The organism is Labrenzia sp. VG12, from assembly GCF_002237595.1.
GTDB lineage: Bacteria > Pseudomonadota > Alphaproteobacteria > Rhizobiales > Stappiaceae > Roseibium.
Window position 1 is genome coordinate 4,853,921 of the sequence record NZ_CP022529.1, and the last position, 22,311, is coordinate 4,876,231.

A 22,311-nucleotide genomic window follows, 5' to 3' on the forward strand; every position below is an offset into this window, starting at 1 on the left:
AAGCGCCCTATTCGACCAGCTGGACGAGCTGCGAGTTGAGAATTTCGTTGAAACCCATCGGGCTGCAGTCGCTGCCGATGCCGGCATCCCCGGTGATCTCGACGGTGTTTGCGACGATTTGGGTGCAGCCGCCGCCGGCGCTGCTGTTGCCGGCAAACTTGATATGCCCGGAAGCCGCATAGATTGCGCCGTCAAGAGACGATGAAGAAGAGCCGTTGAAGATATGCGTCGTGTCGGATGTTTCCCTGTCGACGAATATCAATATGCCCTGATAGGTGCCGGAGTCTGGAGCGCTCAGGACGACATTCGCGGTACCTGCCATGCTTACGGATGCACCATTGGTCAGGTAGAGAGTGACGCCGGAACCGGTAAGGTTGCTGAACGACGTCAACTTGAGCGTTCCTCCGTCGACAATGTAGACGCCCGGTGTCATCGTGACCTGCCGCCTGATCTCGAGACCACCGCAATATCGGCCCTCGGAGATCGTGTAACTGGCGCTTGGAGGGCCTCCGAACACGTTTTCAGGTTCACAGGGGATGTTCGTGTCGGGAGCGGGAATATCGGAAAACGGGTCTTCGATCGCTTCGGCATATTCGATCGGGGCCACGCATTCACTCATGCTCAGTCCGCTCGTTGCACTGACTTCGCCCACGGCCGAGACGCAAGGGGTGTCGACCTTCCCGTTGCCGGTCACAAGCACCGACTGGTCGGAGGTCGAATTTGCGTGAACATTGCAACCTTCCAGGGTGGCGTCTGAGGAGCCGGTAAACGTGATTGCGCCCGAGCTGGTCTGGTCGAGGGACAGAATGCAGGTTGGAAACCCCTGTCTGAGCTGTGCAACGGCGCGGCCGGACAAAGAGATTGTTCCAGACGTGAAAAGCGAGGTGAAAAGCCTCGGATGATTTTCGGTCAGGGCAATTTCGACGGCATTGCCGTCCCCCGCGAAAGACCCTGAGCCGGGAGGCCAGCTGAAGGTCAGGTTTCCGAGGGACGTGCTGTATCCGGTTTTGACAGCTGCTGCGAGGGCGGCGTCGGAGAGGCTTTCTTCACTTCTGTTCAGTCTGAGCTGCGTGGCAGCTGCATAAGCTGCGACATCCGCCGCATTCTGAATTTTTCTTTGTTGGAAGTACCAGAAAGACGCTTCTGCGCCCAATCCAAACCCACCAATGGCGACCGGCATAAGCAACGCGGTGTAGACCGCAATCGTGCCGCGCTGGCACCTCGCGAACGCCTGACTGATGCGGAACGTCATTGGTTTGTGCCTCAAGGTTACTGAAGTGCTTTGAGGCTAAGGGGGAAAACTTTATAATAATAAAAAGTGATAGCTATAGTTTTTATATAAATTAACTCGCATTATGGAGTGTATTTATTGTACAGATACTAACCTTGAATTGCAAGGGCATGGTGAAAAGAACCGATGAATTTATGCGTGTGTGTTGATTTTTTCCGGATTTTCCTGTTGCGCCCCTAAAATTTTAGCGACCTGGGATCTCAGGTTCGGGCGTGACGGTCTGCCCCAGTTCAACGTCACTGCGAGACTGGCCAGTATGATGAGGGCAAGTCCGGCCATCTGAACGATGCTGACCAGCCGTCCGTAAGCGGCAGCGTCGACGGCGATTGCGCTGGCCGGGTAGAGAAACAGAAGCACCGCGATCACCGGGGTGGTCAGCTTCGGCAGCGCCTTGTAGAGCACGACGTAAACGCCCCCCGTATGGACCAGGCCGATGATGGCCAGCCAGATCCACTGGTTAGTAGCAAGGGACGTAGGGGCGGCAGGTGAAAAGAAAATCAGCATCGCCGCGCCGGTCAGAAACTGGATTGCGGCCAGCTGGGGCGCCGACAGACCGGTGAGACCCTTGGCGATGACCGTCACGCCGGCATAAAGAAGGGCAGCGGCGAATGTCGCGCCGAGGCCGAGAAGGTAGGACGTTTCAATGTTGACACTCGCCCCGGTCAGTCCGCTGGCAAGGGTCAGGCCGACGAGCGCCAGTCCGATCCAGAACAGTGTGACCGCATGGAGGCGTTCCTTGAACAGGAGCGCTCCGAGGCCGACCACCAGAAACGGCTGGATGTGAAAGGTGATGGTGGCGACCGCGATGCCGGTCCGCCGGATGCCTTCGAAAAACAACACCCAGTTCCCGGCCATCAGCACACCGCTTGCCACCGCCAGGACCAGCGCCTTCCCCGATACTGCAGAGAGGCGCTCAAGGTCGCCGCGCCAGAGGCAGAAAAGGGCAAGGGCCAGCCCTCCGATCAGGCAGCGATAGAAGGCGACGCTGACGGGACCTGCACCGCTTTCCAGAACGCACAGGCCAAGCGTGCCGAGCAGGGTCTGGGCAAAGACCACCCCGAGTATGCCTTCTGTCTGTCTTGTCATGGATCCTGTCCTGCGCTGGCGGGAATGCGGCATGCTCTGCCGGTGATGGCGGAAACCTCTTTGCTGCAGCCAGATTGGAAGGACTTTTATTGTTCGAGCAAGCAATATAGTTTGAACAAACTATTCAGGAATTTTGAAGAAATGCAGCTTGATCACACGCTTCTTCGCACCTTTCTGGCCTGTGTTGATGCCATGAGCTTCTCACGGGCGGCGACGCGTGTGCACAAGTCTCCGGCGACCGTTTCCATGCAGATCCAGCGGCTGGAAGAGCGGATCGGCAAGCGTCTGTTTGTCAGGGACACGCGCAACCTGGCGCTGACCCGGGCCGGCGAGGAACTGGAAGGCTATGCAAGGCGGATCCTGCGATTGCATGACGAGGCAGCCGCCGCCTTCAGCCGGCCGGAGATGGAAGGCAAGGTCACCATTGGCGCGCCGGATGACTATATCTCGGCCATGTTGCCGGTCGTCCTGAAGCGGTTCGCGGCGCTGTTTCCGCGTGTCGAACTCAACGTGGTCTGTGCCCAGTCGACGGCGCTCCTGCCGGAGGTCCAGGCGGGAGAGATCGACATGGCGATCGTCACGCGCACGGGAGGCACGGAAGGGCGCCTGATCCGGCGCGAACCAATGGTCTGGATCGGATCAAGGGAAGGTCAGGCCCTGGAGCGCACACCCTTGCCTGTCGCGCTCTATGAACCCGGCAGTCAGGTGCGCACGGAGACTTTGGCCGCGCTCAATCGCAGCGGTCGAAGTTATCGGTCCGCCTATTCCAACTTCAGCCATTCGGCGCTTGTCACCCTGGTCGAAGCGGATCTTGCAGTGGCCTCCGTTGTTCAGATGGCCGTGCCGACGTCTGTGATGCGGCTTGGAAGGGAACAGGGATTACCCGAGGTCGAGGCGCTCGACATCATCCTGGTGCGCGGTCAGACGGCAACCAGCGCTCCTTGCGAGGCACTTGCAGAAGCTCTTACAGAAAACACGGCTTAAACGACTGCTGCCTCGCACCTGCCACGCACAAGGGTTACAAGCGCCCGCATTTATCCCTATGTCCAGCAGAGACAGTAATGGGAGGGTGTCGTGTCGCAGCAGATCGAGAAGTTTGAGCGCCTGAAAGCGTTGCATCAGCGGGACGAAGCCTTTGTGATCCCCAATCCCTGGGATGCCGGGTCTGCAAGGCTGCTCACCAGTCTGGGATTTGAAGCGCTTGCCACCACCAGCGCCGGCTATGCAATCTCCAAAGGCAAGCGGGACTCCTTTGCCAGCTTGTCCCGGCAGGAAATCCTCGACAATGCAGCCGAGATTGTCGCAGCGACGTCTCTTCCGGTGATTGCCGATCTGGAGGACGGCTTCGGACCCGAACCGGAGACTTGTGCCGAAACCATACGCCGGGCGTCGGCGGCCGGCCTCGTTGGCGGCTCCATCGAGGACGCGACCGGCGACCCGGAGGCACCGATCCACCCGTTCAACCTTGCGGTTGAACGGGTCCAGGCTGCGGCTGAAGCTGCGCGGGAACTGCCGTTTCTCCTGACGGCTCGTGCGGAGAACTTCCTCTGGCAGCGTCCCGACCTCGACGACACAATCCGGCGGTTGCAGGCTTTCTCGGAAGCGGGCGCCGATGTGCTTTATGCGCCGGGCCTTCCGGGCCTGAACGCGATCCGCACGGTTTGCGATGCCGTGGACAAACCGGTCAACGTGGTCATGGGGCTGACTGGGCCGCGCTACACGGTGGCCGACCTGGCCGCCGCCGGCGTGTGCAGGATCAGTGTCGGGGGCTCCTTCGCACGGGCCGCTGTCGGGGCGCTGCTCCGCGCAGCAACCGAAGTCAGGACAAGCGGCACGTTTGCCTATGCGGATGAGGCCATTCCCGATGCCGAGATCAGCCGGCTGATGTCGCAGGAGAAGCTGGATCGAACCGGTTGAGTGGCATCAGCCGTCGTCGCCCAGCCCGTCATAGGCCGCAAGAGCCTCGGCCCCGTAGATCATGGACGGCCCGCCACCCATATAGACCGAGACGCCGATCACCTCGAGGATCTCGTCGCGGCTGGCGCCAAGCCGGGCGGCAGCCCTTGCATGATAGGCAAGGCAGCCGTCACACCGTGCCGTGATGCCGATGGCCAGCGCGATCAGTTCCTTGGTCTTGGCGACAAGCGCTCCGGGTGCCGTTGCTGCCTTGGCCAGTGCTCCAAAACCCTTGGCAACCTCCGGAATGCCCTTTCGGACTTCCCCCATGCGTTGATCGGTCTGTGTGACGAAGGCTTCCCAGTCGGTGACGGCCATATCCGGCTCCTGTCGTTCAAGGATGATATCGTAGGAGCGTAGGCGCGCTTGCGTGGACAGGCGTTGACGTGGCTCAAGGAGAGCTGGCGGAAGGTCTCTTGGCACCCGGCGTTCGATCGCATGAAAGACGGTTTTCGGCTTGAAACGCAAAATACCTGAATCTAATAATCAACTTATATGACCGATGACCCTCAAATCGATCGCCACAGAAACGGAGTCCAGAAAACATGTTCCTTGCGATGAACCGGTTCACCATCAAGAACGGCCAGGAAGAGGCTTTTGAAACCGTCTGGCGCGATCGCGACACCAGGCTGGAAGATGTGCCGGGCTTCAAGAGCTTTCACCTGATGAAGGGACCGCAGGACGAAGACAACGGCACCACGCTCTACGCGTCGCACACGATCTGGGCGAGCCGCGACGATTTCGTCAACTGGACAAAATCCGAGCATTTTCGCCAGGCCCACAAGAACGCCGGTGACAACAAGGGCATGTATTTCGGTCATCCGCAGTTCGAGGGATTTGAAGCCGTCCTCGACAGCTAATCTTCCCCGGACCGTTGGCCGGCTCAACTGTCGGTGAGGCTTCCCAGTACGGTCTCGATCTCGCTTGTGATCCTGTTCGAGGTTGGCGAGGTCGGCGTCGCAAACCAGGCAACGATGCTGCCGTCCGGGCCGATCAGGTACTTGTGGAAGTTCCAGTAGGGCCGAGCAGCCGGGCCGAGCATTTCGGCGGCCCATTGGTAAAAGGGATGCGCGTTCCGGCCCTTGACCGATGTCTTGGCGGTCATGGGGAACGTCGCGCCGTAACGGGCTTCGCAGAATTTTGCAATTTCACCGTCATCGCGTGGTTCCTGGCCGCCAAAATCATTGGACGGCACGCCGAGCACCACGAGGCCCTTGTCGCCATAGGTTTCCTGAAGTTGCTGCAGCCCGGACAATTGACCGCTGAAACCGCATTCGGTCGCCGTGTTGACAACCAGCACCGCCTTGCCCTCGAACTCCTTGAGCGTCAGTGGATTGCCATGCGGCATCTGGAAGCTGAAGTCATGCGCACTGGTCCTTGTGCCCGGTGCGGCTTCTGCCTGCACCGTTCCCAGGGGAACGGCCAATCCGAATAATGCGGCTGCAATGCGTTTCATGTGACGGGCTCCCGTTGCTGCGCCTGATACGCAAGGGAACCCGTCAGCGGTTCACCTCAAATGGTGAGTTTCGGCTTGCCGCATGGATGTGCCGGGTGTCAGCCGCCCCGGAAACCGGAGCTCGACCTTGCGCCGAAACCGCCGCGTGAGGCAACGGAGGTCCGGGTCTGCACCTTGGCGGGTTTGGGCGTGGTCTTGACCGCATCATTGTAGGTGCGCCAGCTGGTGCCGCCGTAATTTCCGACAAAGTAGCCGTGGGACGTGTAGTAGCGACGGCTGCCGCGCTCCGAATAGACCGGGCGGACGTTGTCGCGCAGAAGCTGGCTGGTCACGCCGCCGGCAAGGGCACCGGTCAGGAAATAGCCGACAGGTGTCGGCGTGTAATACGAGCCCTCATTCGACGTGTCGTAAAGGCAGACATTGTTGCCGTGCTGGTCGACACACAGATTGACGGTGTTGTAGCGCGGTCCGGTTTTCTCATGGATGTCCTTGCCGACGGCGAGCGCCTCGGCGCAGACCACGTCGGGCACGAAGTTGCCGGCAACGCACTCGGCTTCCGTGCGGTAGACCTGGCCCTCCAGGTCCGGTTCCTGGGAACAGCCGGCCAGGGACACCGATGTCGTTGCCATGACCACCAGCTTGATCGATTTGGAGCGTTTCATGAAATTTCTCCCGACCTCTCAAAGGTCTGATCTAAATCGCGGTTCTTCGAGCGAGTGGTCCGTCAATAGGTGATGCAGGCGGCGTTGAGCAGACCGACCGTCACGGAGATGGTCGCAAGCTTGGTGCTGATCGCCATCTCGCCGCTTTCGATCCGGCTGGTGATCTTGGGATAGAAGCGGCGGAAGATCTGGTAGACGATCAGCTGCGCGATGCAGGCAATGATGCCCCAGACGATGAAGTCGACGATGCTGAGCGAGTTGGCCGCCGCGCTGGCCAGCGGCAGGGAGAAGCCGAGAAAGGCGCCGCTGAGCACAAGAGAGGCGGCGACATTGTTTTCCTTGATCAGGGCCATTTCGTCATGAGGCGTCATGATCATGTAGATCTTAATGAAGATCAGCAGCATGGCGATGGCCGCTGCAAAATAGAGCGCGAAGGGAATGATGCCTGAAAGGGATGCCAGCAGAACGTCCATGATTGTCTCCCCGGATGTGAATTAGACTGAAAAATTGTGCCGTTCGAGCGGAAAGCCGACCATGAAGGCAATGCTTTTCTCTCCGCTGTCCGCTTCTTCCATGTTGACCAGCAGCATTTCGTCCCGCCCGTCCTTCAGCGTACGGGCAAACAGCATGGCTGTCTGGAATATCTTGCGCCGGCCGCCGCCTTCGCGCGTGTCGCAGACTTCCTCCCAGTAGGTCATCGGGTCTTCCGGTGATGAGGAGGTGTCGAACCAGGCGCGGTCGAAACGTTGCAGGCCGTCTTCGGTGGGCAGATTGTAGCTTGTTTGACGAATGGCCTCTTTCATCTGGTTCCATTCGCCTGTGCCGGACGGATATTGCACGTCGTAGAAATACCAGAGCATGATCTCGTCGACCCGCTCGTCCTCAACGCCGTCCCCGCCCTGGAACTGGACCAGGAAGCGGTCGTCATCCGGATAGAAGCGGTGCATGTGCGACTGTTCACCGAGATCGCAGTGGCCCTGGGCCGTGATCATCAAGGTGCTGTCTGGATGTTCGATCAGGCTGTCTGCCGGCAGAAGCTTCAAGGCGATCTTGTCGAAGGTGATGCCCCGTCCGATGGTCAGACCGAGAACCTCGGGCGGCAACCAGCCCTTCGGTTTCTTGTTAAACAGTGACCCGAACATCGCCGCCCTCCAGTCCGTTTGTGATCTGGTTCGCGCTCAGGCGCTTGCTGGCAAGATAGTAGATCGAACCACCGGATTTCAGCGCCTTGGGGAAGGGGCGGAACAGGAAGTCGTCATTGTCCGGCTGGGAAACGGCAATCAGCGTGCCGTCCGCACCGGAAAGGGATTTTTCCAGAGCAGACGTGTCGGTGGTGCTGTCGGCCTCGACAATGGCCGAATAGACGGTGGCGCCGAGACCAGCCGTCGACAGGGCCATCAGGATCTGGCCGGCGCCGGGGTCCTGTGCAGCGCGGACCAGAGACTCGCAGGCATTGGACACAACCGGTTCGATGCCGGCCAGCTTGCCGGCGCGCCGGGCGGTGTCACGGTCTTCGAAATAGGCAGCGATGTGAACGTCTTCGTTGAGCTCGCGAATGGCAAGGCAGGTGTTGAAGGTCTCTGCGTCCGTCGCGGCATAGACCAGGACCTTCTGGGCGCCGGGTATGGCCGCGCGGCGCAGCGATTGCAGCGCGTCGAGCCGTTCGGCACGGATCAGCCGCACCCCTTCTGGCACTTCGACATTCTTGGAAGAGGCCAGGAGAATGATCTTGTCGTCGCCATCCTGGCCGGCAATCAGGTTTTCGACCATCAAGGGTGTCTTGTCGCGGTGATAGCCAACGATGACTGTGGCGTTCTGGACGCGTTCGTAATTGCCGTTGCCGTCCGCCATACGTCTTACTCCTTCCACAAGCACACCTGTCAGCCGGCCCAGAACCGCGGAGAAAATCAGCAGGGCTCCGGGAAAGAACCAGAAGGCGGCAACCATGCGCCCGGCTTCCGTTTCCGGCGACAGGTCACCATACCCGACCGTCGAAGCGGTTGTTGCCGCAAAATAGATGAAGGTCAGCGGGTTGTCGGTCAGCCCGCCTTCTCCGGCCAGCCAGAACAGCAGCCACGAGATGAACAGATAGGCACAGATCAGTGACAGCAGCAGCCAGAGCTTGAGCTCGATCACATGCTGGTAAAGCCTGGAAATGACGAGTTGTAAAATGGGCACAGCTGAATCTGCCACGGTTTGAATCGCGACGTACTGTGACCAGCCCCAGCCGCCTTGTCAAATCGGCTGGCGTCCTGAAAAATCGCTTGAAACACTCTGGTTTGACTTCTACTTGTTCGGTGCCGGGAAGGACCCCGGCCGCAACGGGAGGCCCGGAATGAACGCACCGCAAACCGCCTGGACTCTTCAGGATCTGAAGTCCGCCCTGGAACAGTCCGCAAGCTTTTCCGACGGCGAGATCACCTGCACCGTCAGCCCGGACCAGCCCGACGTTCTGGAAGTGCAGTTGCACTCTGCCGGCGAGATCACCCTCTACATGAATGTCGGTGAGACCCAGATCCTCACCTCCACGGTTCTGTGGCCGCGCGACGCCCAGGACGATCCGGCGGCCTTTGAAGCGATGATGCTGCGCAACCACAAGAAGCTGCTGCCGCTCTGCGCGCTGTCCATCGATGATGTTGATGGGCGGGAGTATTACGAGCTGTTTGGCGCCATGTCCGTGCGCTCGACGCTCGATTCCGTCGAGACCGAGCTGCGCACCATCGCCAACAGCGCGCTGGAACTGGCTGCCGATGTCGGCCCGAAAGCCGCCGCCTGAACCCGCCGTAGATTAAGCAAGGACATCTGACCATGAGTGTTTGGGGCAAATTGATCACGGCGTTCAAGGGCCATGCCCACGATGCCGCCGAATCCATCCAGGACGCCAACCTGATGACGATCCTGGAGCAGGAAGTGCGCGAGGCCAAGCAGGCCATCGCCAACGCCAAGGACGAAAAGGCGCGCATGTCGGCGAACCGGCGCCTGAAGGAGCGCTCCGTCGAGGAGCTGATGACCGAGATCGAGCGGCGCACCGAAGCGGCCCGCACGGCCAAGGCCAATGGAGACGAACCGCTGGCCGTCGAGATCATCGAGAGCATCCTGAAATTGCGGGATAAGGCCGAAGCCGACCAGGCCCTGTTCGATCAGTACAAGACCACCGAAGAGCGCATGGATGCCACCATCCGCCAGTCTCAGAACAAGATCGAGACCCTGCAGCGCAAGATGGAAAGCGCAAAGGCCAACGAGGCGCTGATCAAGGCGCAAAAGGCCGCCTCCACCAACACGACCGCCTCCGACGGCCGGCTTGCCAGCGCCGTTGACAGCCTGGCCCGCCTGGAACAGCGTCAGGCCGAACAGCAGGCGATGCTGGAAGCCGCCGAAGAAGACGCCCGCCTGGAAAGCGGTGCGGATCTGGAAGCCAAGATCAAGGCCCTGGAAAACCCGGGCCGCAACGACGTCCAGGCCCTGCTGGCGAAGCTGTAACAAATTGCGGGCTGTGGTGTGTTGCGGCAAGTTTTCTGTGCTGCGTTGACAGAGCCTGGCAATGTGCCGTCCGCCTGGTGTTTTGAGCGCGTAAACTTCAGGTGCCGCGCCACACCTTCCTGTGTCACCCCGGGCGAACGAAGTGAGACCCGGGGCCCACTCGTTCGCAGAGCCGAAAGATGAAGCACTGCGCGGCCAGGAAAGACACACATCAACCAGCAGCAATGCGAGTAGGTCCCGGCTCGCGCTGCGCTTGGCCGGGATGACACCTTTGTCCTGTTGCAGGCAAAGAGGCGCGGTGAGAGACGCAACGACAATTGGCCCTTTTTCCTGGGGCAAGGCCTGAAGGCTCATTGAACTCTTGGAGAGGCGGCGCGCCCGTGATCGTGACCCGGCGTTCTGAATTTTTGTTTTGACCAAGGCCAAATAGATGAAGCGGATCGACATTCCCGAACGGCCGGGCTGGAAGGAACAGGCGGAGGAGCTTGGGTTCGGTTTTCACACCATGTATGGCGCGCCCTACTGGGACGAGAGCCGGGCCTATCAGTTCTCCTTACGGGAAATCGAGGACGACATCGAGGACCCAAGCCAGGCGCTCTACGGCATGTGCCTCGATCTTGTCGACCGGGTGGTGCATGACGACGCACTGCTTCAGAAATTCGCGATCCCGAAGGACTATCGCGACTGGATCCGGAAATCCTGGACCAGCCAGGATCCTTCACTCTACGGACGGTTCGATTTTTTCTATGACGGCAGCGGCCCGGCGAAGCTTCTGGAATTCAATGCCGACACGCCGACGGCGCTCTATGAAACCGGCTTTTTCCAATGGGTCTGGCTGGAGCAGCAGATGGCTGCCGGTGTGCTGCCGGAAAATGCCGACCAGTTCAACTCCGTGCAGGACCGGCTGATCGAACGGTTCGCAGCCATGTTCGGCCCCGGCTACCACATTCATTTTGCGTCCTCGAAAGATCACGATGAGGACCGGGCGACGGTGCGCTATCTGGAAGACTGCGCCAAACAGGCCGGGCTTATCCCGCATTTTGTTGCCGTGGAAGAGATCGGCGTCGACGAGGACGGCCGGTTTGCGGACACGGACAGCTTTGTTATCGACGCACTGTTCAAGCTTTATCCCTACGAGGACATGTTCCGCGAGGACTACGGGCCCTACCTGCCGGGTGCGCCGATCCAGCTGCTCGAACCGCCGTGGAAGGCGATCCTTTCCAACAAGGCGATCCTGCCGCTGCTTTGGGAAATGTTCCCGGACCATCCAAATCTTTTGCCGGCGTATTTTGACGGCGAAGCGCCGGAGAGTTTCCTGTCATTGCCTCATGTGAAGAAGCCGCTCTTCAGCCGGGAAGGTGCCAATATCACCGTGCGCGGGCTCCGTGACGAGGAGACTACCACGCCGGGCGATTATGGCGCCGAAGGGCATATCCTGCAGGGCTATGCTAAACCGCCGAAATTCGGCGACGACTATGTCATGATCGGCTCCTGGATCATCGGCGGCCAGGCGTCGGGCATCTGCCTGCGCGAGGACAAGGCCCCGGTCACCCAGGACCTGTCGCGGTTCGTGCCGCACGTGATATTGGAAGACTGACTTGGTGAGGTCTGTTCAAGACCTCAAGGGTCCATCACCAGCTCAAACTCCGAAAATCCGAAATCCTGTCCATTGATCCGGAGGCTGACCGCCTGCGTGCCGCCGTAATAGACCCGGGTCGTGATCGGCCGGATCGCATGCTCGCGGGCGAGCGATACCGTCTCGCCCGGCTCAAGGGTCAGCTTCGTCCATTTGAAAACCTTCGGCGCGAGCGTGCCGTTGGCCTTCTTGAAATGCACCAGATAGTCGAGGACCAGATCCTGGGGTTTCCGAGCCGTTGAGGACAGCTTGATGGCGAAGCCGAGCGCGGAGCCGTAGTCGACTTTGTCAGTCGTGATCGCCGGACCATCCACCTGGATCTCCGGCGGGTTCAGGCCAAAGGCGGACAGCGTTGCAGCATGCCCCTGCTTGATCAGCGAGCGGCAGGCATGGCGGACGAGCTTTTCGCGGTTCTTGTCGGCGCCTTTCAGCCAGCGCGCGGCGATCTCGGCCACCAGGTCCGGATGGTCCTTGGCAATATCATTGAGGTGATTGGCAACCGAGCGGCGGACATACTCTTCCGGGTCGTCCTTCAGCGCTTCGAGCAAGGGCAGGGTCGGCGAGGGATCCGCAACGAGTTGCTTCAGGCGAAGACCCCAGGGCAGGCGCGGGCGTGTGCCTTCCGAAACCAGCCGGCGCACATGCACGCTGTCGTCCCTGACCCAGGGCGCCATGATCGTCAGAGCCTTGTCCTGATCCTTGTCCAGAAAGGGACGCACATCGAATTCGGCCGTTGCCCGTTTGGTCATTTCCTTCAGGAGCGCAAAGGACGCTTCAAAATTCTCCAGACCGCTGTCGGACACCACCATGCCGAGGGGCATCATGCCCCAGCCGCGCATGCCATGCTCGTCGCTGCCCCGGTCAAAGGCGACTTCCGTCATCGGGTGCAGAATGGCTTCCAGAACGGTGTATCGCTCGTAAAGATCATCCGGCAGGTGCCGGTCCAGAACATCGGCGATGTGCCTGGCCCGTTCCTTCAGCTCAAGTTCTTCGAGCCGAGCCAGGATGTCGGCCTCAAAACCTGCCTTGTCAAAACCGTTCAGCTGCTTGTCGAGGTGTCCGGCGAGGCAACGCACCAGATCGGGTGAGATATTGTTCTTGAACGGTTCCAACTGATGCTCCCTTGTTGTGTGGATTACTCATGTGCCAGAGCAATGTCTTTCGTGCCAGAGCCTTGCCGGCAAGTTCCTGACAAGCACCGTCAGGAGAGGTTCCGAGAGGAAAGGCAAACACTCTCCATCTTCGTCATGCCATGGCTAGACCATGGCATCCATGCCGTTTCTTCTCGGCATGTTGAGGCCGTGCTTGTGGCAACGCAACAGCATGGATTGCAGGGTCTAGCCCACTGCTGTCCGGTTAAGCAGTGCTCGCGGTCCATACTCAGGCCTCACAGCTTGTTCCAGTCTCCCCCCTTGCGGGGGAGATGTCTCCGCCAGGAGACAGAGGGGGGTATCAACCTATCGAAATCATTCGGCATTTCTGAATTGGCGGCGACCGTTTCACCCCCCTCTGTCCGGTTCCCGGACATCTCCCCCGCAAGGGGGGAGACGGCAGCAAGCGGCAATTCTATTTCATGTCAAACAAGCCGTTCACCGCAGATAGACGAACCGATCCAGCATCTTGCGGAATGCCTCACCGTCTAAACCGGACAGCAGTGGGTCTAGCCCTGCTATGTCGAACAGGAGGAGGGAGATCCTTCGCCGAAACTGTCGGTCCCCAGAACAATAAAGCCACCCCGGGTGTCCGGGGTGGCGGGGCGGAGCCGGCATTACCGGTCATCACAGACCTTGCGCCGGTCAGTTATAGGTCGCCAAGGACCGGTACATCGGCATCTCGGCGTCCATGTCCACGTCGCTCAGGTCCATCATGGAAAAGAACTCCATGCAGTCCGGCGATGTTCTTTCCGCTTCCATGACCTTTTCCGCGTCATCGGCGCTACGGAACTGAACGATATCGAGATATTCGCCCTCCGCGGTGCGGACGAGTTCGCGCCGCAGCACGCCCTGCTGATGACTGACGAAATTTTCCTGAAACCGGCTGGAAGCCGCAAGCAGGTCTGCTTCGGTCTTGCCGGGCGCGAGTTTGATCGGGGCGAGAACGGTGATTGGGTCCGACATGTGTGTCTCCTGAAGTTGTCGATGGCGGAACCATATGGATAAATACGACATTTTATGTCTTATTTGTTCCATGCCCAGAAGCACCACCACGGAACGCATGAAACGCCTGGAGCTCATCACGGCCAGGCTGAAGTCGGATGAAGCGCTGACGGTTGCCGGCCTGTCGGAAGAATTCGGCGTCAGCAGCCGCACGCTGTCCCGGGATATCCAGATCCTTCGAGATCAGGGGCTGCCGGTTGAGGCCGACCGCGGCCGGGGCGGCGGCATCCGGCTCCACAGCAGCTGGGGCATCGGGCGTGTGAATTTCAGCTATTCGGAGGCGATCGACCTCCTTGTGAGCCTGGCAATCGCGGAGCAGATGAAATCGCCCTTCTTCATGGCCGAGCTGGCTCCCATCCGGCGCAAGCTGCTGGCGTCCTTCTCGCCCAGGCTGAAGAACGATATCTCCGATATCAAGTCGAGGATCCGGGTCGGCGAAGCAGCGTCGCCCATGGTACTGTCCGCATTTTCCGCACCGGCCCGGGTGGTGGTCGAGGAACTCCACCAGGCCTTCGTGACCCGGCACCTGCTTGAGATCTCCTACAGGTCCATCGAAGGCCGGACCACGCAGCGTCTCATCGAACCGCACTACCTGCTCCTGCACAGCCCTGTCTGGTATGTGCTGGCATTCGATCACTTAAGAGGTTCCATCCGGACGTTTCGGTGCGACCGGATCGAGGCAGCGCGCCTGCAGGACCAAAGGTTCAAGGTCATCGGGATCGAGCGGTTCGACGAGACGCTGAAAAACCTGCACGTCATCGGCCCATGAAAAAGCCACCCCGGTTGCCCGGGGTGGCTGGTTCGGGTTCGGCGGCCCTCGTTAAACCGCCTCGCCTGAAAGGGGTGCGGATCAGTCGATCCGTTTGCCGGTATCCGCATCGAAGTGATGGATGTTTTCCGGGGCAACGCGGAGGTAGAGCTTTTCGCCGGCTTCGTGACGGGCGTGGCTGGAAACACGCACGACGATTTCCGGGCCGCCATCGCCAAGGCTGGCATAGATGTAGCTTTCCGCGCCGACCGGCTCGAGCACGTTGACGGTGGTTTCCAGAAGAATGCCGTCACCGCCATTCGGTCCGTCAACTTCTTCCATGTGCTCCGGCCGGATGCCGATGGTGTAACGGTCCTTGCCCTTGGTGTTGGAACCGCTGAGGCCGCCGCCGCTTGCCAGCGACAGTCCGGCATCGTCAGCCTTCACATCGAGAAGGTTCATGGCCGGCGAGCCGATGAAGCTGGCGACAAAGGTGGAGGCCGGCTTGTCATAGACCTCGATCGGGGCGCCGATCTGCTCGATATTGCCGCCGTTCAGAACCACCAGCCGGTCTGCCAGCGTCATGGCTTCCAGCTGGTCGTGGGTGACGTAGACGCTGGTCGTGCCGAGCGACCGCTGCAGGCGCTTGATCTCCACGCGCATCTGCACCCGCAGCTTGGCGTCGAGGTTCGACAGCGGTTCGTCGAACAGGAAGGCGGCCGGTTCACGCACGATGGCGCGGCCCATGGCGACGCGCTGGCGCTGGCCACCGGAGAGCTGGCGCGGCTTGCGGTCGAGATAGTCGCCGATTTCCAGGATGCGCGCGGCTTCCTTCACCCGGCGGTCGATCTCGCCCTTGTCCATGCCCCGGTTTTTGAGGCCATAGGCCAGGTTGTTGTAGACCGACATATGCGGATAAAGCGCATAGTTCTGGAACACCATGGCGATGTCCCGGTCGGCCGGATCGACGTTGTTGACCAGCCGGTCGCCGATCTTGACCTCACCCGTGGTGATCGCTTCCAGGCCGGCAATCATGCGCAGCAGGGTCGACTTGCCACAGCCTGACGGGCCGACCAGCACGATGAATTCGCCGTCGGCGATGTCGATGGAGACACCTTTGACCGCTTCCACATTGCCCGCATAGACCTTGCGGACCGTGTCGAGAGTAATCGTTGACATTCAAAACCTCACTTATCGCTCTCGACGAGCCCTTTGACGAACCAGCTCTGGAAGATCACCACGATCAGGACCGGCGGCACGATGGCGAGGATCGCCAGTGCCATGGCCTCGTTGAAGGCCGGGATCTGCGCGCCCACCCAGACCTGCAGGATCTGCTTGATGCCGCGCACCAGGGTGAACAGGCTTTCATCGGTGGTGATCAGCGTTGGCCAGAGATACTGGTTCCAGCCGTAAACGAACATGATGATGAAGATGGCCGCGATCATTGTCTGGGACAGCGGCACAAGGATATCCTTGAAGAACTTCCACGGACCGGCACCGTCGATGCGGGCGGCCTCCAGGAGTTCATCCGGCACGGACATGAAGAACTGGCGGAAGAAGAACGTGCCCGTTGCCGAAGCAATCAGCGGCACGATCAGGCCGGTATAGGTGTTCACCATGCCAAGCGACTGAACGATCTCGTAGGACGGCAGGATGCGCACTTCCAGGGGAAGCAGCAGGGTCGCGAAGATCACCCAGAAACACAGCGAGGCCATCGGAAAGCGGAAATAGACGATGGCATAGGCCGCGAGCATCGAGATGATGATCTTGCCGATCGCAAAGCCGAGACCGAGGATCAGCGAGTTTTTCAGCATCACGAAGCCATCGACTTCCTTGGTGAAGCCGCCGGCCTGGAACAGCACCGTTTCGTAGTTCTCGAAGAACTTGCCGCCCGGCGTGAACTGGATGCCTTCCTTGTAGATCGTGATCGCGTCGTGGGTACTGGTCAGGAAGGCCAGGACCACGGGCGTGACCATGAAGAAGACACCGGCGAGCAGGATCACGTGATCCCAGATCTGTGATTTTCTCATCACCGCCCCCTTACGTGTAATGCACGCGCCGCTCGATGAGGCGGAACTGAATGATTGTCAGGATGAACACCATCGCCATCAGGATCACCGACTGGGCGGACGAACCACCGAGGTCGTTGCCGCGGAAACCATCGAGATAGACCTTGTAGACCAGGGTTACCGGGTTGTTGCCCGGCTCGTTCTTCACGATGACGTCGACGATACCGAACGTGTCGAAGAAGGCGTAGGTGATGTTGATGATCAGCAGGAAGAAGCCTGTCGGCGCCAGCAGCGGGAAGGTGACCGTCCAGAAGCGGCGCATGCCGGAGCGGCAATCGATGCTGGCCGCTTCCTGGACCGACTTGGAGATGCCCTGAAGACCGGACAGGAAGAAGATGAAGTTGACCGGCACCTGTTTCCAGACCGCCGTTGTCAGCATGGCGAAGCTGGTGTCGAAATAGTCGACGCCGATCTGCATCTTCCAGCCGAACAGCGCAAAGAAATCGACCATCGGGCCGACATGCTGGTCGAACAGCAGGACGCCGATCAGGCCGGCGACCGGAGGCGCGACCGCATAGACCCACATCAGCAGGGTCTTGTAGCTCGACGCGCCGCGCAGGACCTTGTCGGCCTTCACCGCCAGAAGCAGGGCGATGCCGAGCGACAGGAAGGTCACGAAGAAGGTGAAGACCGCCGTGAACCGCGCCACACGTCCATAGTCGGACGAGGTCAGCGTGTCGGTGAAGTTGTCGAGCCCCACGAAGGTGGAACCGAAACCGAACGGGTCTTCAAGATAGAAGGAGGATTGAACTGCCTCGGCCGCGGGCCAGAGGAAGAAGATCGTCACGATGGCGAGCTGCGGCAGAAGCAGCATATAGGGCAGCCACGGGGACTTGAACTGGACTTTTTTCATAGGGATGTGTCTCGACCACCGGGAACGGGCAAAGCGGGTCACCAGAGATCCGGCCAACCCGCTTTGCTTATGCGAGGACAGGGGCGCCAGGCGCCCCCGTCCCATGTCAGGTCAAAGCCAGCTTAGTTGCCGGTGGTCTTTGCAAAGCGCTCCAGAAGCTTGTTGCCTTCTTCTTCGATGGCAGCAAAGGCGTCTTCAACGGAGGTTTCACCGGACATCAGCTTACCGTATTCGCGGTTCATGACGTCACGGATCTGGACGTAGAAACCCATGCGGTAACCTTTGGTCCAGTCGCCGCCCGGCAGGGTCAGCTGCTTGATGCCGATTTCAGCAGCCGGTGCTTCCTTGTAGTAGCCGTCTTTCTTGGCCAGCTCGTAAGCAGCGTTGGTGATCGGCACATAACCGGTTTCCTTGTGCCACATGTACTGGACTTCCGGGGAAGTCAGGTACTCGTAGAAGGAAGCAACGCACTTGTTTTCGTCGTCCGGCTTGCCGGCCATTGCGAAGAGAGCCGCGCCACCGATGAAGGTGCCGGTGCCGGCGCCTTCAACAGCGTCCCAGTAAGGCAGGTAGGTTGCGGAGAACGGGAACTCGACGGTCTTGGAGATGCCGCCGAAGGAACCCGAAGAACCGAGCCACATGGCAACCTTGCCTTCGTTGAACGGGGTCTGGTTGTCGCCCCAGCCGGTGCCGTAGTAACCGAACAGGCCATCATCCAGCCAGCCCTTGACGGCGGTGAAGTGGTTCTTGATCGGCTCGCCGAAGACCAGCTTGGTGTCTTTCGCACCGTCGTAACCGTTGTTGTTGGTTGCGAACTGCAGGTTATGACGGGACTTGAAGTTCTCGGTGAAGATCCACGGCAGGTGGGACTGAGCGAGCGGCACATAGCCGGCTTCTTTCAGCTTCGGAGCGATTTCCTGGAACTCTTCCCAGGTCTTCGGAGCTTCGACACCAGCCTTTTTCAGGGCGTCTTCGTTGGTGTAGAGGATCGGCGTGGAAGAGTTGAACGGCATGCCGATCATCTTGCCTTCGCTGTCGGCGTAGAAGTAACGGACACCGTCGATATAGTCTTCGATGTCGAAGGCAACGCCGGCGTTTTCCAGGATGTCCTGGGCCGGGATGACAGCGCCCTTGGCACCGATAATGGTGGCGGCGCCGGCGTCGAAGACCTGCAGGATGTTCGGCTGTTCACCGGCACGGAAGGCGGCGATACCGGCGGTCAGGGTCTCTTCGTAGGTGCCCTTGAAGACCGGAGTGATCTGACAAGCGTCCTGGGATTCGTTGTAGCCGTTGGCGATGTCGACGACGACTTCGCCCAGGCGGCCGCCCATGGCGTGCCACCAGGAAATGTCGGTTGCCGCATAAGAAGCGGACGAGGTGCCCAGGAGGGCGGCCGCAGCAACAAAGCTGGCGACTGTCTTACGATAAGCCATATTCATGTGCTCCCATCTAGAAGGGCTGTTGCCCCGATCAGCAGTTGGTTTTTCAAGGTGCCGAAATGGCTTCAACGGCACCAGAAACGATAACGCCTGCGTTTCGTATTGTTTTCATATGAACGTTATATGACGCTCATATGAACATTAAAAGACGCCAAAGCCGCGTCCGCAAGAGGCTACGGAGTAAAATCAGCATTCTGCGACCGGGCGTCATGAACGTACCCGCATTTTCGCAAGGGGCCGTGGCTCAAAAAACCAAGGCTTGCCGGGATTTTACGCGTCCTTTCCCTTACGATAGTTCCGGTTTGTCGTTTCTTGCAAATTAGTTTAGTCGGCTCATGTGAAATGAGGACGTCGTTCATATGAACGTGCGATGACAGCGATCTTCCAGGTGATTCCGAAGATCGCTGCAAACGCTTGACGCTGCGGTAGAAAACAGGCCGTCTGTCCGGTCGGCAAGAGACGGTGTCAGGCGTCCTGGCCGAAAATCCGCTGCTTGGTGCTCGCGCTGGAGTGCAATATCTTGTTGTAGAGGTAGTGTTTCGTCCGCTTTTCCAGCCAGCGAAAGCCGTATTCCAGTTTGCCGGCAAAGCTTCTGGTCGGTTTAGGGCCGGGAGTGAGGTGCCGGACGATGCGGCCCTCTTCGACAAGCTGCTGAACCCACTCCTTTTCCGCACTCCAGTCATGGGTGTGCTGCTTGCCCTGGTGGGTAAAGCCGAAGAGGTGGATTTTCACGTCCGGCGCGATCTCCAGAAACTCGGCGATGATCGAGGCGCCGGACGTCGGCTGGCTGGTGTCGAAGGGGTCGAATTTTTTCAGATGCTGCCGGGCCTTGTCCTTGGGACCGAAGCCAAGATAGGTCGGCCTGCATTCGCGTGTGAACAGCCAGTCGACCTGGCCGTTGTCCTGGATGTCGTTGACCCAGACTTCCGGTGACCGGTGCAGCGCCAGCGGATTGATCCGCTTGGACATATAGACCCTTGCCCGGTTGAGCATCAGAACGTCGACCCGCTGTCCGGCAGCCCCGAGGGAGGGCGCACTGTTGAAGCGCAGCACCATGTCGGCCTTGTCGATTTCCGGTGCATCGACTGCCGATACCGGGCCGTTGCCGACAATGGCGATGGTCTTGAGTTTCCGCCCGTCCAGAAGGCTGCGCGTCATTGTGTTTTCCCGACTGTTGTGCCGGGGCGTATAGCAATCGGGAGGTCCGGCGGCAACGGCTGTTTGGAGACGGGAGAGGCAGCAACCTCATTTGTCGTCATTGCCGGACGTGATCCGGCAATCCATGCCGTGCCGTTGCATGCCAGCAGGGCGTTGCGGGAGGCGTCGCAACGCCATGGCATGACGAAGGAGCGGGGAACGAGAGCTGACCCGGTTCCGCAAGCGACCCCGATCCGCTAGTCTTTGCCGGATTCGATTGCAGCATACGATCTTTCCATGTCCCTGACCTTTTCCTCTGTCTACCCGTTGAAACAGGCCCGCGCCCACGAGATCTGCGGTGACGGTGCGCTGGCTTTTGCCGCGATTGCGGCTGGCTCAGCAAAGGGAGCGGTTGTCTGGATTTCCGAAAGCTGGAGGCCGACCGTCAACCCGGAAGGCCTGGCACCTTATTGCGATCCGGGCCGGTTGTTGCTCACCCGGGCCGACAGCCAGCTCAACGTTCTGGCCAGCGCGGAAACGGCGCTGCGCTCCGGCGCTGCCGGGCTGGTGGTGGCCGAGGTTTCCGGAGCGATCGGCCTGACGGAAGGCCGGCGGCTGCAGCTGGCAGCCGAGGCCGGCGGCACCACCGCCATTCTCCTGATTCCGGAGGGCGCGGGCAGCAATGCGGCCGAAACCCGCTGGCGCTGCGCCGGTGTTCCGGCCCTCTCCGGACGCGCTTCGGCCCCTCGTCAAAACAGCCATGACTCGACTCATTGGCGCTGGGCACTTATAAAGAACAAAATAGGAACATTGTCAGAATGGATTGTGCGTTGGGATGCAGCGTCGCGTCGTGTCATTGTGGTTTCCGAGGCTGGCGGCTGAGCGCGTTTTACGCGCCCGGCCCGTCGACGCGCCGTTTGCCTTAAGCCTGTTCGACCGCAATTCCGAACGCCTTTACGACCTGTGCGCACGCGCCGAAAGCTTCGGCCTCAATCGTGGCATGACGCTGGTTCATGCCCGCAGTTTCTGTCCCGAATTGCTGACCCGTCCGGCCGATCCGGCTGCCGATCAGCGCTTTTTGCGCCTCCTGGCCCGCTGGGCGACTCGCTATTGCCCCTGGGTCGGGCTGGATGGCAATGACGGGCTTTTTCTCGACATCACCGGCTCGGCGCATCTGCTGGGCGGCGAAGAACCTCTGCTTGACGACATGCGCGCGCGTCTTGCCCGGGCCGGCCTGACCGCCCGGTTGGGACTGGCCGACACGCCCGGCACGGCCTGGGCGCTGGCGCATTTTTCCGAAGGCATTGCCACGCCGGGCGAGACACTCAACCGGATCGGCTCCCTGCCGCTGCCGGCCCTGCGCCTTGCCGACCAGACCTGCACCAGCCTGGAGCGGCTCGGCATTGCCACGGTGTCCGAGCTCTACAATCTGCCGCGGGCAACCGTGGCCCGGCGCTATGACCGGGAGGTGCTGGCCCGGCTCGATCAGGCGCTCGGCAACCTGCCGGAACAGATCTCGCCGCTGGGCGAGGAAAAGGTCTTTGCCGTGCGCATGACCCTGCCCGACCCGATCGGGCTTCTGGACGATGTCATGGCTGCCGCCCGGCGTCTTACCGCCCATCTTTGCCGGCGCCTCGACGAGGCCCAGCAGGGCGCCCGGCGGCTGAAACTGACCTTCCGGCGGGTCGATCAGGAAAACCAGTCGGTGGAACTGAAGCTCGCCCGGCCGATGCGCGACGGCAAACGCCTCCTGGCCCTGTTCGAGCGCGGCGTCAGCGCGGTCGATGCGGGGTTCGGCATCGACATGATCCGCCTGGAAGCGCTGGAGGTGGAACCGCTCGGCCTGCGTCAGCTGGACCGCTCCGAGGGCCTGGCAAAAGACAGTCTTGATGATCTGATCACCCAGCTCGGCAACCGGGTCGGCCTTGAAAACATCCAGCGTTTTCAGCCGGTCGACAGCCATATCCCCGAGCGCAGTTTCAAGCTGGTGCCCGCCGCCTATAGCCGCCCTGCACCCGACTGGCCCTCCCACCGTCCGCGGCCGATCCGCCTGTTCGCACCCGAACCCATTCTGGGCTCCGGCTTTGAACCGCCCAGACGCTTCCGCTGGCGCGGCCGCATGCGCACCGTCCTGGAGGCCGAGGGGCCGGAGCGGATCACCCCGGCCTGGTGGGAACAGGATGACAGTTGGTCCAAGGGCCTGCGCGACTACTGGCGCGTCGGCACCGGCGAGGGCCAGCGCCTGTGGCTGTTCCACACCCCCCAGGAGCCGGCCTGGTTCGTGCAAGGGGAGTTCGGCTGATGGTTTTTGGCCGCTGCCTTTCCAAACACGGTTTCTTTCC

24 protein-coding genes are annotated in these 22,311 nt (G+C 60.4%); 9 read left to right on the plus strand and 15 right to left on the minus strand.

The window, feature by feature from the left end:
- Nucleotides 1-7 precede the first annotated feature (7 nt).
- Both CHH27_RS22485 and CHH27_RS22490 read right to left on the minus strand, forming a co-directional pair.
- Nucleotides 8-1,252 carry a pilus assembly protein TadG-related protein gene (locus tag CHH27_RS22485; protein WP_094073577.1) on the minus strand — a complete coding sequence of 415 codons (1,245 nt, stop codon included), beginning with the start codon at nt 1,250-1,252 and terminating at the stop codon, nt 8-10.
- Between the two features lie 171 nt (nt 1,253-1,423).
- Entirely contained in the window at nt 1,424-2,377 is a 954-nt protein-coding gene (locus CHH27_RS22490) for a DMT family transporter (protein ID WP_094073578.1), read from the minus strand.
- A 141-nt stretch (nt 2,378-2,518) separates the two neighbouring features.
- Between CHH27_RS22490 and CHH27_RS22495 the strand changes: the two genes are divergently transcribed.
- Nucleotides 2,519-3,361 (plus strand): LysR substrate-binding domain-containing protein, encoded by an 843-nt coding sequence (locus tag CHH27_RS22495; protein WP_094074942.1) that lies wholly within the window; start codon nt 2,519-2,521, stop codon nt 3,359-3,361.
- 90 nt (nt 3,362-3,451) lie between these two features.
- Nucleotides 3,452-4,294 (plus strand): oxaloacetate decarboxylase, encoded by an 843-nt coding sequence (locus CHH27_RS22500; protein ID WP_094073579.1) that lies wholly within the window; start codon nt 3,452-3,454, stop codon nt 4,292-4,294.
- Nucleotides 4,295-4,300: 6 nt separating this feature from the next.
- On the opposite strand, the gene CHH27_RS22505 is transcribed toward CHH27_RS22500, so the two are convergent.
- Nucleotides 4,301-4,651, minus strand: a complete 351-nt coding sequence (locus CHH27_RS22505) for a carboxymuconolactone decarboxylase family protein (protein ID WP_094074943.1) — start codon at nt 4,649-4,651, stop codon at nt 4,301-4,303.
- A gap of 227 nt (nt 4,652-4,878) precedes the next feature.
- Between CHH27_RS22505 and CHH27_RS22510 the strand changes: the two genes are divergently transcribed.
- Nucleotides 4,879-5,193, plus strand: a complete 315-nt coding sequence (locus CHH27_RS22510; protein ID WP_094073580.1) for an antibiotic biosynthesis monooxygenase — start codon at nt 4,879-4,881, stop codon at nt 5,191-5,193.
- 23 nt (nt 5,194-5,216) lie between these two features.
- On the opposite strand, the gene CHH27_RS22515 is transcribed toward CHH27_RS22510, so the two are convergent.
- The 5 genes from CHH27_RS22515 to CHH27_RS22535 all read right to left on the minus strand — a co-directional run bounded on the left by CHH27_RS22515 (nt 5,217) and on the right by CHH27_RS22535 (nt 8,629).
- Nucleotides 5,217-5,789, minus strand: coding sequence for a glutathione peroxidase (locus CHH27_RS22515; RefSeq protein ID WP_094073581.1), 573 nt, complete (start codon nt 5,787-5,789; stop codon nt 5,217-5,219).
- 98 nt (nt 5,790-5,887) lie between these two features.
- Nucleotides 5,888-6,451 (minus strand): DUF1190 domain-containing protein, encoded by a 564-nt coding sequence (locus CHH27_RS22520; protein WP_094073582.1) that lies wholly within the window; start codon nt 6,449-6,451, stop codon nt 5,888-5,890.
- A 62-nt stretch (nt 6,452-6,513) separates the two neighbouring features.
- Nucleotides 6,514-6,924 carry a DUF350 domain-containing protein gene (locus CHH27_RS22525; protein ID WP_094073583.1) on the minus strand — a complete coding sequence of 137 codons (411 nt, stop codon included), beginning with the start codon at nt 6,922-6,924 and terminating at the stop codon, nt 6,514-6,516.
- Nucleotides 6,925-6,945: 21 nt separating this feature from the next.
- Nucleotides 6,946-7,593 carry a DUF2491 family protein gene (locus CHH27_RS22530; protein ID WP_094073584.1) on the minus strand — a complete coding sequence of 216 codons (648 nt, stop codon included), beginning with the start codon at nt 7,591-7,593 and terminating at the stop codon, nt 6,946-6,948.
- The gene (locus tag CHH27_RS22535; protein WP_094073585.1) at nt 7,574-8,629 is read right to left on the minus strand and encodes a potassium channel family protein; all 1,056 of its coding nucleotides are present in this window, start codon (nt 8,627-8,629) and stop codon (nt 7,574-7,576) included. Before CHH27_RS22535 ends, CHH27_RS22530 begins: the two co-directional genes overlap by 20 nt.
- Nucleotides 8,630-8,786: 157 nt before the next feature.
- On the opposite strand from CHH27_RS22535, the gene CHH27_RS22540 reads away from it, so the two are divergent.
- The 3 genes from CHH27_RS22540 (at nt 8,787) to CHH27_RS22550 (ending at nt 11,528) form a co-directional block, all read left to right on the plus strand.
- Nucleotides 8,787-9,227: a YjfI family protein gene (locus CHH27_RS22540; protein ID WP_094074944.1), complete on the plus strand. Its 441-nt coding sequence runs from the start codon at nt 8,787-8,789 to the stop codon at nt 9,225-9,227.
- A 32-nt stretch (nt 9,228-9,259) separates the two neighbouring features.
- The gene (locus tag CHH27_RS22545) at nt 9,260-9,931 is read left to right on the plus strand and encodes a PspA/IM30 family protein (RefSeq protein WP_094073586.1); all 672 of its coding nucleotides are present in this window, start codon (nt 9,260-9,262) and stop codon (nt 9,929-9,931) included.
- Between the two features lie 430 nt (nt 9,932-10,361).
- Complete coding sequence (locus CHH27_RS22550; protein WP_094073587.1) at nt 10,362-11,528, plus strand: glutathionylspermidine synthase family protein; 1,167 nt, start codon at nt 10,362-10,364, stop codon at nt 11,526-11,528.
- 23 nt (nt 11,529-11,551) lie between these two features.
- Here the strand turns inward: CHH27_RS22550 and CHH27_RS22555 are convergent, their stop codons facing one another.
- On the minus strand, nt 11,552-12,679 hold the full coding sequence (locus tag CHH27_RS22555) for a DNA alkylation repair protein (RefSeq protein ID WP_094073588.1): 1,128 nt from the start codon (nt 12,677-12,679) through the stop codon (nt 11,552-11,554).
- 684 nt (nt 12,680-13,363) lie between these two features.
- Nucleotides 13,364-13,684 carry a hypothetical protein gene (locus CHH27_RS22560; RefSeq protein WP_094073589.1) on the minus strand — a complete coding sequence of 107 codons (321 nt, stop codon included), beginning with the start codon at nt 13,682-13,684 and terminating at the stop codon, nt 13,364-13,366.
- 70 nt (nt 13,685-13,754) lie between these two features.
- On the opposite strand from CHH27_RS22560, the gene CHH27_RS22565 reads away from it, so the two are divergent.
- The gene (locus tag CHH27_RS22565) at nt 13,755-14,492 is read left to right on the plus strand and encodes a YafY family protein (protein ID WP_094073590.1); all 738 of its coding nucleotides are present in this window, start codon (nt 13,755-13,757) and stop codon (nt 14,490-14,492) included.
- Nucleotides 14,493-14,573: 81 nt separating this feature from the next.
- Here the strand turns inward: CHH27_RS22565 and CHH27_RS22570 are convergent, their stop codons facing one another.
- From CHH27_RS22570 to CHH27_RS22590, 5 genes are all read right to left on the minus strand, one after another.
- The gene (locus tag CHH27_RS22570; RefSeq protein WP_094073591.1) at nt 14,574-15,650 is read right to left on the minus strand and encodes a sn-glycerol-3-phosphate import ATP-binding protein UgpC; all 1,077 of its coding nucleotides are present in this window, start codon (nt 15,648-15,650) and stop codon (nt 14,574-14,576) included.
- Between the two features lie 8 nt (nt 15,651-15,658).
- Nucleotides 15,659-16,501, minus strand: a complete 843-nt coding sequence (gene ugpE, locus CHH27_RS22575; protein WP_094073592.1) for a sn-glycerol-3-phosphate ABC transporter permease UgpE — start codon at nt 16,499-16,501, stop codon at nt 15,659-15,661.
- A 10-nt stretch (nt 16,502-16,511) separates the two neighbouring features.
- Nucleotides 16,512-17,393 carry an ABC transporter permease subunit gene (locus CHH27_RS22580; protein ID WP_094073593.1) on the minus strand — a complete coding sequence of 294 codons (882 nt, stop codon included), beginning with the start codon at nt 17,391-17,393 and terminating at the stop codon, nt 16,512-16,514.
- 122 nt (nt 17,394-17,515) lie between these two features.
- Nucleotides 17,516-18,826: an extracellular solute-binding protein gene (locus CHH27_RS22585; RefSeq protein WP_094074945.1), complete on the minus strand. Its 1,311-nt coding sequence runs from the start codon at nt 18,824-18,826 to the stop codon at nt 17,516-17,518.
- Between the two features lie 471 nt (nt 18,827-19,297).
- A complete protein-coding gene (locus CHH27_RS22590) occupies nt 19,298-19,990 on the minus strand; it encodes a hypothetical protein (protein WP_094073594.1) in 693 nt (230 codons plus the stop codon).
- A gap of 276 nt (nt 19,991-20,266) precedes the next feature.
- Between CHH27_RS22590 and CHH27_RS22595 the strand changes: the two genes are divergently transcribed.
- Together CHH27_RS22595 and CHH27_RS22600 are read left to right on the plus strand one after the other, a co-directional pair.
- Complete coding sequence (locus CHH27_RS22595; RefSeq protein WP_094073595.1) at nt 20,267-20,851, plus strand: ImuA family protein; 585 nt, start codon at nt 20,267-20,269, stop codon at nt 20,849-20,851.
- Nucleotides 20,820-22,271, plus strand: a complete 1,452-nt coding sequence (locus CHH27_RS22600; RefSeq protein ID WP_247646147.1) for a DNA polymerase Y family protein — start codon at nt 20,820-20,822, stop codon at nt 22,269-22,271. Before CHH27_RS22595 ends, CHH27_RS22600 begins: the two co-directional genes overlap by 32 nt.
- Nucleotides 22,272-22,311: the final 40 nt, after the last annotated feature.

Excerpts from the sequence above, each read along its gene's own strand:
- CHH27_RS22485 (WP_094073577.1), bottom strand. The coding sequence starts at position 1,252 with ATGACGTTCCGCATCAGTCAGGCGTTCGCGAGGTGCCAGCGCGGCACG.
- CHH27_RS22490 (WP_094073578.1), bottom strand. The coding sequence starts at position 2,377 with ATGACAAGACAGACAGAAGGCATACTCGGGGTGGTCTTTGCCCAGACC.
- CHH27_RS22495 (WP_094074942.1), top strand. The coding sequence starts at position 2,519 with ATGCAGCTTGATCACACGCTTCTTCGCACCTTTCTGGCCTGTGTTGAT.
- CHH27_RS22505 (WP_094074943.1), bottom strand. The coding sequence starts at position 4,651 with ATGGCCGTCACCGACTGGGAAGCCTTCGTCACACAGACCGATCAACGC.
- CHH27_RS22510 (WP_094073580.1), top strand. The coding sequence starts at position 4,879 with ATGTTCCTTGCGATGAACCGGTTCACCATCAAGAACGGCCAGGAAGAG.
- CHH27_RS22515 (WP_094073581.1), bottom strand. The coding sequence starts at position 5,789 with ATGAAACGCATTGCAGCCGCATTATTCGGATTGGCCGTTCCCCTGGGA.
- CHH27_RS22520 (WP_094073582.1), bottom strand. The coding sequence starts at position 6,451 with ATGAAACGCTCCAAATCGATCAAGCTGGTGGTCATGGCAACGACATCG.
- CHH27_RS22525 (WP_094073583.1), bottom strand. The coding sequence starts at position 6,924 with ATGGACGTTCTGCTGGCATCCCTTTCAGGCATCATTCCCTTCGCGCTC.
- CHH27_RS22530 (WP_094073584.1), bottom strand. The coding sequence starts at position 7,593 with ATGTTCGGGTCACTGTTTAACAAGAAACCGAAGGGCTGGTTGCCGCCC.
- CHH27_RS22540 (WP_094074944.1), top strand. The coding sequence starts at position 8,787 with ATGAACGCACCGCAAACCGCCTGGACTCTTCAGGATCTGAAGTCCGCC.
- CHH27_RS22545 (WP_094073586.1), top strand. The coding sequence starts at position 9,260 with ATGAGTGTTTGGGGCAAATTGATCACGGCGTTCAAGGGCCATGCCCAC.
- CHH27_RS22550 (WP_094073587.1), top strand. The coding sequence starts at position 10,362 with ATGAAGCGGATCGACATTCCCGAACGGCCGGGCTGGAAGGAACAGGCG.
- CHH27_RS22560 (WP_094073589.1), bottom strand. The coding sequence starts at position 13,684 with ATGTCGGACCCAATCACCGTTCTCGCCCCGATCAAACTCGCGCCCGGC.
- CHH27_RS22565 (WP_094073590.1), top strand. The coding sequence starts at position 13,755 with ATGCCCAGAAGCACCACCACGGAACGCATGAAACGCCTGGAGCTCATC.
- CHH27_RS22570 (WP_094073591.1), bottom strand. The coding sequence starts at position 15,650 with ATGTCAACGATTACTCTCGACACGGTCCGCAAGGTCTATGCGGGCAAT.
- ugpE (WP_094073592.1), bottom strand. The coding sequence starts at position 16,501 with ATGAGAAAATCACAGATCTGGGATCACGTGATCCTGCTCGCCGGTGTC.
- CHH27_RS22580 (WP_094073593.1), bottom strand. The coding sequence starts at position 17,393 with ATGAAAAAAGTCCAGTTCAAGTCCCCGTGGCTGCCCTATATGCTGCTT.
- CHH27_RS22585 (WP_094074945.1), bottom strand. The coding sequence starts at position 18,826 with ATGGCTTATCGTAAGACAGTCGCCAGCTTTGTTGCTGCGGCCGCCCTC.
- CHH27_RS22590 (WP_094073594.1), bottom strand. The coding sequence starts at position 19,990 with ATGACGCGCAGCCTTCTGGACGGGCGGAAACTCAAGACCATCGCCATT.
- CHH27_RS22595 (WP_094073595.1), top strand. The coding sequence starts at position 20,267 with ATGTCCCTGACCTTTTCCTCTGTCTACCCGTTGAAACAGGCCCGCGCC.